11 protein-coding genes are annotated in these 12,866 nt (G+C 54.9%); 9 read left to right on the forward strand and 2 right to left on the reverse strand.

Annotated features, from left to right (window positions below; genetic code table 11):
• The first annotated feature begins 596 nt into the window (after nucleotides 1-596).
• The 4 genes from ilvB (at nucleotide 597) to NLX71_RS13755 (ending at nucleotide 5,685) form a co-directional block, all read left to right on the forward strand.
• Entirely contained in the window at nucleotides 597-2,339 is a 1,743-nt protein-coding gene (gene ilvB / locus NLX71_RS13740; protein WP_254364249.1) for a biosynthetic-type acetolactate synthase large subunit, read from the forward strand.
• Entirely contained in the window at nucleotides 2,336-2,824 is a 489-nt protein-coding gene (ilvN, locus tag NLX71_RS13745; RefSeq protein WP_254364250.1) for an acetolactate synthase small subunit, read from the forward strand. Before ilvB ends, ilvN begins: the two co-directional genes overlap by 4 nt.
• A 157-nt stretch (nucleotides 2,825-2,981) precedes the next feature.
• Nucleotides 2,982-3,974: a ketol-acid reductoisomerase gene (gene ilvC, locus NLX71_RS13750; protein ID WP_090675880.1), complete on the forward strand. Its 993-nt coding sequence runs from the start codon at nucleotides 2,982-2,984 to the stop codon at nucleotides 3,972-3,974.
• 163 nt (nucleotides 3,975-4,137) lie between these two features.
• On the forward strand, nucleotides 4,138-5,685 hold the full coding sequence (locus NLX71_RS13755; protein WP_254364251.1) for a 2-isopropylmalate synthase: 1,548 nt from the start codon (nucleotides 4,138-4,140) through the stop codon (nucleotides 5,683-5,685).
• Between the two features lie 59 nt (nucleotides 5,686-5,744).
• Here the strand turns inward: NLX71_RS13755 and NLX71_RS13760 are convergent, their stop codons facing one another.
• Nucleotides 5,745-5,864: a helix-turn-helix domain-containing protein gene (locus NLX71_RS13760; protein WP_254364252.1), complete on the reverse strand. Its 120-nt coding sequence runs from the start codon at nucleotides 5,862-5,864 to the stop codon at nucleotides 5,745-5,747.
• Between the two features lie 215 nt (nucleotides 5,865-6,079).
• On the opposite strand from NLX71_RS13760, the gene NLX71_RS13765 reads away from it, so the two are divergent.
• The 5 genes from NLX71_RS13765 to gcvH all read left to right on the forward strand — a co-directional run bounded on the left by NLX71_RS13765 (nucleotide 6,080) and on the right by gcvH (nucleotide 10,591).
• On the forward strand, nucleotides 6,080-6,574 hold the full coding sequence (locus NLX71_RS13765; RefSeq protein WP_254364253.1) for a PH domain-containing protein: 495 nt from the start codon (nucleotides 6,080-6,082) through the stop codon (nucleotides 6,572-6,574).
• Complete coding sequence (locus tag NLX71_RS13770; protein ID WP_254364254.1) at nucleotides 6,571-8,070, forward strand: PH domain-containing protein; 1,500 nt, start codon at nucleotides 6,571-6,573, stop codon at nucleotides 8,068-8,070. Before NLX71_RS13765 ends, NLX71_RS13770 begins: the two co-directional genes overlap by 4 nt.
• Before the next feature lie 187 nt (nucleotides 8,071-8,257).
• Nucleotides 8,258-9,337 carry a 3-isopropylmalate dehydrogenase gene (gene leuB, locus NLX71_RS13775; RefSeq protein WP_090675891.1) on the forward strand — a complete coding sequence of 360 codons (1,080 nt, stop codon included), beginning with the start codon at nucleotides 8,258-8,260 and terminating at the stop codon, nucleotides 9,335-9,337.
• Between the two features lie 225 nt (nucleotides 9,338-9,562).
• On the forward strand, nucleotides 9,563-10,111 hold the full coding sequence (locus NLX71_RS13780; protein WP_254364255.1) for a peroxiredoxin: 549 nt from the start codon (nucleotides 9,563-9,565) through the stop codon (nucleotides 10,109-10,111).
• Nucleotides 10,112-10,207: 96 nt separating this feature from the next.
• Complete coding sequence (gene gcvH / locus NLX71_RS13785; protein WP_254364256.1) at nucleotides 10,208-10,591, forward strand: glycine cleavage system protein GcvH; 384 nt, start codon at nucleotides 10,208-10,210, stop codon at nucleotides 10,589-10,591.
• A gap of 207 nt (nucleotides 10,592-10,798) precedes the next feature.
• Here the strand turns inward: gcvH and NLX71_RS13790 are convergent, their stop codons facing one another.
• A complete protein-coding gene (locus NLX71_RS13790; RefSeq protein ID WP_254364257.1) occupies nucleotides 10,799-12,775 on the reverse strand; it encodes a glycoside hydrolase family 15 protein in 1,977 nt (658 codons plus the stop codon).
• Nucleotides 12,776-12,866: the final 91 nt, after the last annotated feature.

The raw sequence follows: 12,866 nt of genomic DNA on the forward strand, positions 1-12,866 counted from the left end.
CGCGTTCCCGCTGGTAAAAGTTGCAATGTATCCAATTTTCGGTCGCCGTTTTCCGTTCCTTTGTCGCGGGGGGCCGGACCAGAGGCGTTTTCGCTTCCTTTTTTTCCTCGGGAATGATGCTTGACTAAAAAATCGATTCGGCATATAATACAAAAAAACACATCAGATATATCGGCTATGAAGAGGACGAAGTTATAAGGGCTCTTATGTTCAGAGAGCAGTGGAGATGCTGAAACCAATGCCTTAACCCCTTATGTACGAGCTCACCTCGGAGCTGTTTTCCTGAAAGCTTTATCGCATATCATCAGGCTTTACCACTTGAAAGCGATAATGTTACTAGGGAAAATCGGATTTGGCACACGTTACCGTGCCGAAGGTAAGATTCGCGAATTCACGGGTCGTCATCGTGCTAGCCGATGAGGATTGCTGCGGCGCGCATTACCTGCTAAGGTTATTTGCCGCGAGGCATCTAACAAATTCTGGGTGGTACCACGGAAGATTAACCCCTTTCGTCCCGTCAGACGCACATGCTGCGTTTGGGGATGAGAGGGGTTTTTTAGTCGTTTGTCGGATTATCTGAGAGGAGGCCAATATTCATGATCGTCCAAACCACACAAAAGTCAAAGGAACAGCTTCGCGAAGAGCTGCTGAAGCCGGACGTCATTACCGGTTCGGAAATGCTGCTTCGCAGCCTGCTGCTGGAGGACGTGGATTGCGTCTTCGGTTATCCCGGCGGAGCGGTCTTATATATTTACGATGCCATGCACGGCAATCCGGATTTCAACCATTTGCTGACGCGGCATGAGCAAGGCGCAATTCACGCAGCCGACGGGTACGCCCGTTCGACCGGCAAGGTAGGCGTCTGTATCGCCACCTCGGGTCCGGGAGCAACGAACCTCGTTACCGGAATTGCGACGGCTTATATGGACTCGGTGCCGCTCGTGGTCATCACGGGCAACGTTGCGACATCGGTCATCGGTACGGACGCTTTCCAAGAGGCGGACATTACCGGCATCACGATGCCGATTACGAAGCACAGCTATTTGGTGCGCGACGTGCAAGACTTGCCGCGCATTATCAAAGAAGCGTTCCATATCGCTTCGACCGGCCGCAGAGGCCCGGTTCTGATCGATATTCCGAAGGACGTCTCGAACGATACGGCGCCGTTCTACTATCCGGAGAAGGTGGACATCCGCGGCTACAATCCGACGGTGCAGCCGAACAAGCTCCAAGTCGACAAGATGCTGGAGGCGATCGCCGAGAGCGAGCGTCCGATGATCATCGCAGGCGGCGGCGTTGTCTACGCCGACGCGGCGGAGCAGCTGCTTGAGTTCGTCAACAAAACGCGGATTCCGGTCACCACGACGCTGCTTGGCTTGGGCGGGTTCCCAAGCGCGCACGAGCTGTGGCTCGGCATGCCGGGGATGCACGGAACGTACACCGCCAACCACGCGCTGCAAAACTGCGATCTGCTGATCGGTATCGGCGCCCGGTTCGACGACCGCGTCACGATGAAGGTGGACGGCTTTGCGCCGCAGGCGAAAAAAATCGTCCACATCGACGTGGACCCTGCGGAAATCGGCAAAATCGTCGAAACGGCCATCCCGGTCGTTGGCGATGTGAAGGCCGTGCTGCAGCTTGCCAACCTGAAGGCGAAGCCGTCCCGATCCGAGAAATGGATCGAATGGGTGCAGGAGACGAAACGGAATTTCCCGCTGCGCTACAAGGATTCCGATACGGAGCTGAAGCCGCAGTACGTCATCGAGATGATCCACGAGACGACCAAGGGCGAAGCGATCGTAACGACGGACGTCGGCCAGCATCAGATGTGGGCGGCGCAGTATTACAAATTCAATCATCCGCGTTCCTGGATCACCTCGGGCGGCTTGGGCACGATGGGCTTCGGATTCCCATCGGCGATCGGCGCGCAGAAGGCGCACCCGGACCGGCTGGTCGTCTCGATCAACGGCGACGGCGGCATGCAGATGTGTTCCCAGGAGCTTGCGGTTTGCGCGATTCACCAAATTCCGGTCAAAATCGTCGTCATCAACAACCAGGTGCTCGGCATGGTGCGTCAGTGGCAGGAGATCATTTACGATAACCGGTACAGCCATATCGATCTGGCCGGCAGCCCGGATTTCGTGAAGCTGGCGGAAGCTTACGGCGTGAAGGGGCTGCGCGCAACGAACAAAGACGAAGCCCGCCGCGCTTGGCAGGAAGCGCTCGATACCCCGGGTCCCGTGCTCGTCGAATTCGTCGTCCGGAAGCACGAGAACGTGTTCCCGATGGTAACGCAGGGCTCGACGATAGACCAAATGTTAATGGGGGATTCGGAATGACACGCAAACACACCATATCCGTTCTAGTGAACAACCAGCCCGGTGTGCTGCAGCGCGTATCCGGCCTGTTCGGCCGCCGGGGCTTCAATATCGAGAGCATTACGGTGGGCGAGTCCGAGGAAAAAGGGCTCTCCCGCATGGTTATCGTCACGACGGGAGACGACAAGACGCTGGAGCAGATTTCCAAGCAGCTCTATAAGCTGATCGACGTGATCAAGGTCGTCGACCTGAGCGCCCATCCGATGGTGGCGCGCGAGCTGGCGCTAATTAAAGTTAACGCCGAACCAAGCATGCGGCCGGAAATTCTCGGCATCGTCGAGACGTTCCGCGCAGCCATCGTCGATATCGGTCCGAGCTCGCTGATCGTGCAGGTGGTCGGGGATTCCGAGAAAATCGAAGCCATGACCGAGCTGCTCAAGCCTTACGGCATCAAGGAGCTGTCCCGTACCGGCGTAACGGCCATGATCCGCGGTATGAACAAATAATTCGTTTTTCGTTCTATGACTAAAACCATGATGATCCTGTGAGCGGGGGCTCATGCGGATGACAGGCCAACCCGGCCAGCGGTCCGAGCTTCCTGTCCCCGTCGTCCGTTCGAGCACCCGTTCACAGGGTTTTAATTCAAAGGAGGAACTATTATCCATGGCAGTTACGATGTACTATGAAAAAGACGCTGATTTGAACGTATTGAAAGGGAAAACGATCGCTATTATCGGTTACGGCAGCCAAGGCCATGCCCAAGCGCAAAACCTGCGCGACAGCGGCTTGAAAGTCATCATCGGACTTCGTCAAGGCCGTTCCTTCGAGCAAGCGAAAAACGACGGCTTCGAAGTTTACTCCGTAGCGGAAGCGACCAAGCTTGCCGACGTGGTACAGCTTTTGATGCCGGACGAAACCCAAGCGAGCGTATACAAAAGCGAAATCGAACCGAACCTGAAGCATGGCGCAGCGATCATGTTCTCCCACGGCTTCAACGTTCATTTCGGCCAAATTCAACCGTCTGCGGATAAAGACGTATTCCTCGTCGCTCCGAAATCGCCGGGCCACATGGTTCGCCGCGTTTATGTCGAAGGCTTCGGGGTTCCCGGCCTGATTGCGGTTGAGCAAGATGCAAGCGGTCAAGCGAAAGCCATCGGCTTGGCGTATGCTAAAGGGATCGGCTGCACCCGCGCGGGCGTTATCGAAACATCGTTCCGCGAAGAAACCGAAACCGACCTGTTCGGCGAGCAAGCCGTTCTGTGCGGCGGCGCTTCCGAGCTTGTCAAAGCAGGCTTCGAAACGTTGGTGGAAGCAGGCTACGCGCCGGAAATGGCTTACTTCGAGTGCTTGCATGAGCTGAAGCTGATCGTTGACCTGATGTACGAAGGCGGTCTCGCGTCGATGAGACATTCCATCTCCAACACGGCGGAGTATGGCGACTATGTTACAGGTCCTCGCATCATTACGGAAGAAACGAAGAAAGAAATGAAACGCGTCCTGTCCGACATCCAACAAGGCAAATTCGCCCGCGACTTTATTTTGGAGAACCAATCGGGCCGTGCGTTCCTGACTGCTACCCGCCGTTTGGAAGCCGAGCATCCGCTCGAGCAAGTCGGTTCCCAGCTGCGCGAATTGATGCACTGGATCAAGAAGTAATTCGGCAGACGATAGCAACGTATAACGGACAAGCGGCATAAGGTCGGCTTGAAAGCGGCGCAGGGAATGGACGGTAGGCAGGTCCGTTGCCTGCCCGTTTCGGGTCGCACCTTTTTCTGCTTTAATGCAAGTCAAAATTCCAAAGGAGGCGCAGCCAAGAGCCATGAGAAAAATTTATATTTTCGATACGACGCTTCGTGACGGCGAGCAGTCGCCGGGCGTCAACCTGAACATGCAGGAAAAAGTCGAGATTGCGTTGCAGCTTGAGAAGCTCGGCGTCGACCGGATGGAAGCCGGCTTCCCGGCGGCCTCTCCCGGAGACTTGGCGGGCGTCAGCGCCGTGGCCCGCGCCGTAAAGAATGCCTCGGTTATCGCCCTGTCACGTTCCCGCGAGCAGGATATCGAGGCGGCTCGCGAAGCGCTGAAGGATGCGCAGGACCCGTGTCTGCATTTGTTCCTCGCTACCTCGCCGATTCACCGCCAGCACAAGCTGCGGATGGAAAAGCATCAGGTGCTCGAAGCGGCGGAGGCGGCGATCCGTTACGCGAAGAAATATTTCAGCAAAGTCGAGTTTTCGCCGGAGGATGCCGGCCGCACCGAGCTTGATTTTCTGTGCGAAGTGACGGAGATGGCGATCCGCGCCGGGGCGACGGTCGTGAACATCCCGGATACGGTGGGCTATATGACGCCTTATGAATACGGTAACATTTTCAAGACGTTGAAAGAGAACGTGCCGGGCATCGAGAAAATTCAGCTCAGCGCGCACTGTCACGACGACTTGGGCATGGCGACGGCGAATGCGCTGGCGGCGATTCTGAACGGAGCGGATCAGATCGAAGGGACGATCAACGGCATCGGCGAACGCGCCGGCAATACGTCGATCGAGGAAGTGGCGATGGCGCTTGAGACGCGTCAGGAGTTTTTCCAAGCGAAGACGTCGCTTACGCTGTCCGAGATTGCCCGTACGAGCCGCTTGGTCAGCAAGCTGACCGGTATGGTCGTGCCGGGCAACAAGGCCATTGTCGGAGCCAATGCGTTCGCGCACGAATCCGGCATCCATCAGGACGGCATGCTGAAGGAAAAGACGACGTACGAGATTATGTCGCCGGAGACGATCGGGCTCAAGGAGAGCAAGCTGGTGCTCGGCAAGCACTCCGGACGCCATGCGTTCCGCGAGAAGCTGGTCGACCTCGGCTACAACCTCGACGACGAGCAGATGAATGCCGCGTTCGCCAAGTTCAAAGACTTGGCCGACAAGAAGAAGAACGTTACGGATGAAGACATCGTCGCGCTGCTCGAAGAGAAGCTGATCGAGACGCCCGAAGTGTTCTCGCTTGAGACGATTCAAGTATCGTACGGCAATCAATCGACCCCGACCGCAACTGTGCGGATCAAGCTGCTGGACGGCGGGCACCTGGACGAAGCGGCGGTCGGCAACGGCTCCGTCGATGCGATCTACAATGCGATCGACAAGGCGACCAAGGAAGAAGTCGAGCTCGACGACTATTCGATCCAATCGGTCACGCACGGCAAGGATGCGCTTGGCGAAGTGCATGTGGCGCTGAAGCAGGGCGATTATGCCGTGCTCGGCCGCGGCGTTAGCACGGACATCCTCGAAGCGAGCGCTCGCGCGTACGTGGACGCGATCAACCGCTTGATCGAGAAGCGCAAAAGCCCGGCTCGCAGCCGCGATAATGTGACGTTGATTTAGCGCTTGTTGCAAGGTTAGGAAGTGAAATAGGCGATAGCAGCCCGGAGTACCGGGGGATGCTATCGCCTATATTTATTTAAGCTCGACAAATTCGCCGGGGTGATGCCGACCAGTTCGGAGAGCCGGTTTAAGGACATTTTGCGCTCCGCCATCACGACATCCAGTTTGATTCTTATCATCTTATCGACTACTTCGCAGTTAAATTGGAATTGAATAAAAGGCGGATCGCTATCCGGACGATTTCGAACGAAGGCCGCTTTAGTGTATTAATCTACCATACTGTTTCATTGATTAAGATGATGAAAGCTGTTAAGGTAAAATAAGGAACATGAACAAGGTCAATAAACGAGCCTGTCTTATGAACATGGCAGCTTGAAGCTGCAGGGGTGAATCTATGTTTTCTCCAATTGGCGCGCCTCAAAGACGATTGTCCAAGGATGCGGTCAAAGTATGGATGATCAGTGAAACGATTTCGAATGTGATCGGCTTTGCTCTGCTTGGGGTTTTGCTCTATTTGGACCATCGGTACGCGTGGAAAGAGTGGATCGGCTGGATTCTTATCGGCATTGTCGTTATTTCCGTGCCGTTCGCGGTCTGGTCTTTCATCAGGCCGTTTTTGCTCTATAAAAACTGGCGCTACGACATGAATGAAGAGTTTTTGCAGCTGAAATCGGGCGCGTTAAACGAAGAGCATCAGCTCGTCCCGATGACCAAAATCCAGTCGGTCGCCACGAAGCAAGGACCGCTTCTGCGAAAGTACGGCCTCTGCTCGGTCTCGATTAAAACGATGGGATCGACGCATGCCATACCTGCTCTGCCCAAAGAGGTCGCGATCGAGTTAAGGGATCAGATCGCCCATTTCGCAAAAATAAAGGAAGTGGAGTCATGACCGAAGCAAAACGGTATCATCCGCTGACGATGGTTTTGAAATTATGGAAGCTGGTTAAGGTCTCGTTTGTCATCGCCATGTACTTATTCGTGATCAATTTCGGTTCGGATTCGACTTTCCTTAAGTATGGGAGGATCACTTTTTTTGTATGGATCGGGGTATCCGTTCTTGTCATTCTATTAAAGTGGCTGACGCATAAATACAAGCTCGACGATGCTTCGTTTCATCTCTACGAAGGGGTGTTCACCAAGTCCGGACGGACGATTCCTTTCGCCAAAATTCAAAACGTCAACCGTCACACGACCTTATTCCATCGGCTGTTTAACGTGACTTCCATCCGGTTCGAAACAGGGCTCACCGGCGAAGAGGCCGCCGTCGAATTTGAGGTCATTTCTTTAGCGGAAGCAGGCAATATGGAAAAGCATGTGGCAAGCCCGGTGCCGGGCGAGCCAGCGACGGCACATGACGGCGAAGCTGTTGCGGAGTCGTACGCAGAAGCGGTAAATCCGCGGCGGACCGTTCATTTTAAGCCGACAAAAAAGGATGTTATGCGTGCTTCCTTTACATCCTTAAGCTTTCTGGTCCTGATTCCTTTGCTGGCCTCTTTTTATTCCAAAATCGATGAAATCTTTCATGTGAAGCAAGAGGCGAAAGGTTTGTTCTCCACCCTTAAGGAGTCCTGGTGGATTGCCGCGATCCTGCTCGTTGTGCTGGTTGTGGTTTCCGTCGCTTTCGGAATCGTCAGAACCTTTGTGAAGTATGGAAAATACGAAATATCTTCCGATTCCGACCGCATCTACATTACAAAAGGGCTGATCGACGAATCGGTATTTTCCATTCTCAAGCAAAGGGTGCAGGCGGTTGAAATTACGCAGTCCGTGCTGAAACGCTTGCTCGGACTCGCCGAAGTGAAGCTGATCAGCGCAGGAGGCCTTGGCGATGGAGAAGACAAGCTGGAAATCAGCACGCTGTATCCTTTTTTGCCTGTTCAGCGCGCCTATGAGATGATCTCGGAAATACTGCCGGCTTATGAAGTGACCCGCGAGATGAAACGGCTTCCCGCGAAATCGTTATGGCTCCGCATGTTCAGGCCAAGCTGGCTTTGGATCTTATCGACGGCGGCTCTATTTTATTTCAAGCCGCGGTTTCTGGGATTCGAACAGACCTGGTGGGTTTTATCCGGCGCTTTGCTGATGTGGATCATCGTATCCAGATGGCTTGATTACACCAATACGCGGTACGTTTTGAAGGACAACTTTATTCAATTCAAAACGGGAAGTCTGACAACGGCTCTATTCGTTTCGAAGCGGGAGAAGGTCATTGAAGTGAAAGTCACCCGCAGCGTAGTTCAAAAATGGCTGGGGCTCGCCTCCGTCGGGACAATAAACCGGGCCAAGCCGGTGCGTCACGCCGGGATCGACGATGCGCCGATCGAGCTGGCTGAGTCGTTCGTCAAGTGGTATATGGGACGCCGCAAGGAGATCAAAGTGGAATAGAAGCGCGCTGACGTACCGGAGTTGGCGCTTGTTCCGTTTACCGGCTTGGGACGCTCTGGAAGGGCGATTGGCGATACTGCGTTAGTTATAGGTTTTGTCTATCAAATTTATTCGATTTATGTCTTGGCGTAAAGACGGGTAAATGTGCTACAAAAGAGATAATGAACTTAATTTAGGAGTGAAACCAATGGCAGACGTGAAGAAAATTGCCGTTATCGCCGGGGACGGCATCGGTCCCGAGGTTGTGGCGGAAGCGATTAAAGTCATGAAAAAAACCGAGGACGTGTTCGGGTACCGTTTTGAGTTCGAGCACGGCTTGTTCGGCGGAATTGCGATTGACGAAAAAGGAACCCCGCTGCCGGAGGATACGCTGGCAATTTGTAAGAAAGCCGACGCCGTGCTGCTCGGAGCCGTTGGCGGCCCGAAATGGGACAACAATCCGAAGGAGCTGCGTCCGGAAACGGGGCTGCTTGGCATCCGTAAGGCGCTCGGTTTGTTCTCCAACATTCGTCCGGCTAACGTATTCGATTGCTTGAAGGAAGCTTCCACGCTGAAGCCGGAAGTGCTTGAAGGCACGGACCTGATCGTCGTCCGCGAGTTGACCGGGGGGATTTATTTCGGAGAGAAATTCCGCCGTGAGGGTGCGAACGGAGAAGAAGCGGTCGATACGTGCGTATACAACGTCACGGAAGTGGAGCGCATCGTGCGCCAAGCGTTTGAGATCGCCCGTACCCGCCGCAAGAAGCTGGCGTCCGTCGATAAAGCGAACGTGCTGGAAACGTCCCGCCTGTGGAGAGAAACGGTCAACCGGATCGCGCCGGATTATCCGGATGTTGAGCTGGAGCACGTGCTCGTAGATAACTGCGCGATGCAGCTTCTGCGCCGTCCGTCCAGCTTCGACGTCATCGTGACGGAGAACATGTTCGGCGACATTCTGAGCGACGAAGCGGCGATGCTGACGGGGTCGATCGGCATGCTGTCCTCCGCCTCCCTGGGCGAAGGGGCGTTCGGCTTGTACGAGCCGGTACACGGATCCGCGCCGGATATTGCGGGCCAAGGCATTGCGAATCCGATCGCGACGATCTTGTCCGTAGCGCTGATGTACCGCCTGACGTTTGGCTACCATGATGCTGCCGAAGCGATCGAGCGCGCTGTGAAGGAAGTGCTGGACGCGGGTCACCGCACCGGAGACATTGCCGTCGACAAGAGCAAGGCGCTCGGCACGACCGCGATGGGCGAGCTGATCGTTGGCGCCATCCGCAAATAAGGATCGAACCGAATAGCAAGACCGGTATAGCAGAAAAAACTCTTGAGGAATTCCGATTTCTTAAGAGTTTTTTCTGTTTTTTACCGTTTTGTGTCTGGATTTTCACAGATTAGAATTATTCTAAAAAAATAATTAGTTTAATCTTGACTTGGGCGGACCCCAAATGATACGATTTATATCGTGAAAACCGTGACCAATTACCAAATTTAAGGGAGGATTTTTGACATGGCAGAACGTTTGGTAGGTAAACAAGCACCCGATTTTACAATGGACACCGCCCTTGGGAACGGACAAGAGTTCGGCAAAGTTTCCTTGTCTGATTATAAAGGCAAGTGGCTCGTATTGTTCTTCTATCCGCTGGACTTCACTTTCGTGTGCCCGACGGAAATTTCGGCAATCAGCGAGGCCGCTTCGCAATTTAAAGCAATCAATACCGAAATCCTCGGCGTTTCGATTGATAGCATTCATTCCCACCGCGCTTGGATCAACACGCCAGTAGATCAAAACGGCCTTGGCCAATTGAATTTCCCGCTGGCCGCCGATATTACGAAACAAGTATCGCGCGACTACGGCGTACTGATTGAAGAAGAAGGCATTGCGCTGCGCGGCTTGTTCATCATCAGCCCGGAAGGCGAGCTGCAATACCAAGTCGTTCATCACAACAATGTCGGCCGCAGCGTCGAAGAAACGCTCCGCGTTCTCGAAGCTTTGCAGTCCGGCGGTCTGTGCCCGATCGGCTGGAAAAAAGGCGACAAGCATCTGGCGACGAAATAATCGTCTTCGTACGCTTCGCATATCCCCCTCGGCCGGTCTTGCGGCTGGCTTGGGGGTTTTTCACTACTTGGAGTAAAGGAGCTCGGAACCGACGTTATGGAAGTAATCAAAGGGCTCAAATACAGCGAAAATCATGAATGGGTGCGAGTGGAGAACGGGAGAGCCGTGGTCGGCCTCACCGATTTTGCCCAAGAGGAATTCGGGATCATCGTCTTTGTGGAGCTCCCCGAAGAGGGAGACGTCTTTCAGGCCGGCGAGCCGTTCGGCAGCATGGAATCGGTCAAGACGGTGACGGAGTTATATGCTCCGGTATCCGGCAAGGTCGTTAGCGTCAATCCGAAGCTGACGGAAAACCCGGGCGTCATCAACCTGTCTCCGTACGGGCAAGGCTGGATGATCGTCGTCGAAATGAGCGATCCTGCCGAGCTTGAGCGGCTGTGGGAAGCGGATAAATACGAACAAACCTACGTGCATGAATAGGTACGGCAGCCTGGCCTCGGTCAGGCTTTTTTTACGTCTCCCGCTTGTACGATTTATCGCCCGATAAAAATCTCAGCATTCCCGCAAGCAGTAGCAGGCGTTCGGGGGGAATGCAGGAGGAGCGGCGCAGAATCAAAAAAATATGCCGGAAGGACGGACGATCCGTCTTGCCGACATGTTTTTTTGCTATTACGAGAACGGCCGGGTTTACGTTTTGCTGGCGGCCAGCAGCTTTTTATATTTCTCCGTGTACTTGACGACAGTCAGTACATAAGTGGCGTGCGACCAGGTGAGAGGGGCGACCGATACCGGTCCGCCGTCGAACGGGTCGAGCTGCTCCGGCAAAATGCCGCTTTCCATCGCGTGGCTGACGACCCATTCGAGCGTACGCCGCGGCGATACGAGGTCTTCCAGCGTCTTGGCGCACTCGATTTCCCATTCCGCAATCCACAGCGTGCAGATGATCCATGGATTGCCCGGAACGTTATCGATGTCGGGCGAGCGTTGGAAGTAATAGTCGTGATGGTAACGGGCCACGCCGCCGATGTCCGTTTTGATCGTGAGTCCGGCCCGGTTGGCCTTCATCGTGCTGACGACGCGCGGGTCGTCGGCCGGGAGAACGCCGAATTCGAAAATGCCGTAAACGCTGCTCTCCAGCGTCTTGTCCTTCACCCAGACTTCGCCGTCCAGCACGAGTCCGCGCACGAAACGTTGCTCCTCCTCGTCCCACAGATGCTTGAGGATGCCGGATTTGATTTTCTCCGCCGTATGCCGGTAGCGGCTGGACCGCTCTTCGTCCCCGAACAGGCTGCAGAAGTTGGCGGCTGCAATGAGCCCGCCGTAGACGGCCGACGCGGTGAACGTGAAGATGCCGTACCGCTCCTCCCACAGGTCGTAGCTCGGCTTCGGCAAGCTCAGCTCCTGCTCGATATAGCCGGCCATAAAGCGCGCCGCGCGGCGGATCAGCGTCCGGTACAGCGATTGCGGCAGCTCAATGATGCCGTGGCGGACGTAGTCCTGCCACAGCGCGAACAGGACGAGCCCGGTCTCGTCCTCTTGAATCGGCAGCTGCATGTTGCCGCCGTTGAGGTACGGATGCCAACTGGAGCCGACCGTTCCGTCGGGATTGTATTTGTGATGCAGGTAGCCGTCCGGCGAGAGCGCCTCCGCGCAAAAGTTGAAGAACGGCGTAATCATGCCCTGATAGCCGGCCATGGTCATCGCATAAGCGATGATCGCGCCGTCCCGGGGCCACATATAGCTGTAATGGTCGCGGTTGGACTGCATGATGTCGGAGTCGTTCGCCGCGATGATCGCGCCGTTCACGTCGGTCTGCGTCCGGACGATCAGCAGGCTGTGCTTGTACAGCCGTACGCAGGCCTCGCTCAGATTGCCGTAATCGCGTTCCTCCGGTTTGTTGACCCAGCGCTGCCAATAGATTTCCACCCGGTCCAGCAGCTTGCCCGGATGGCTTTCTTTGACGTAGTTGTCGAGCTTCTTCACTTCTTCGAGATTTTTGCCCGCGCTCATCCAGTAATAGAGCGTCTCGTCGCTGTTCGGCGGCACATGGAGCCGGAAGCTGACGGTGCTGTCAACCGAGCCCTGCGCGATCGCGTTGCCCATCAGATGGCCGTCTTCCGCATCGCGCCACGTGCCCTCGGCGTTGTAAAACCGTTTGACGCCCGTTGTGTACTGATATATGCCGTCGGTGCCAGCAAGCCCGTTGAACATGAAGTAGCGGTCTTTTTTATAATGAAAGACGGTATTGTTTTGGGGGTAATAAGCGGCGGTATCGCCCACCTCGGTCTCGTTGATGACGAGGTCCTGATTGAAGAACATGCGCACATCGCGCACGGTATCCCAATGATTGTGGACGCGCACGCGTTTCAGATACACGTCCTCGCGCTGATGCACGCCGTCGTTCATAAGCAAAGTAATCCCGAGATGGTAATGGGAGGCGCGAACTTCGGTTACCAGAGAGTCTTCGATATACGAAAGCTCGAACTTCCATTCCGGGTCGGCCAGCCAAGTAAAAGCGCCGTCCACCCAAAGGCCGATGCGGCATGGGTAGCCGCCGACATGGTTGAGCTGCCCGACATACGGATAATACAAATCGCGCATATACGTATTACGGTCCAGGTTGATCAAAAACTTGCCGTTTCCGATGACTAAGTGCCTAGGCAATCCACCCACACCCTTCTCGTTCCAGTATGTTTGCTTTCTCTTAAGATACCTTTTTGTGCCATGCCGGTCAATCCGTGAAAAGGAATGAAAG

Origin of the sequence: Paenibacillus sp. MZ04-78.2, from assembly GCF_024213375.1 — a bacterium.
Lineage (GTDB): Bacteria > Bacillota > Bacilli > Paenibacillales > NBRC-103111 > Paenibacillus_G.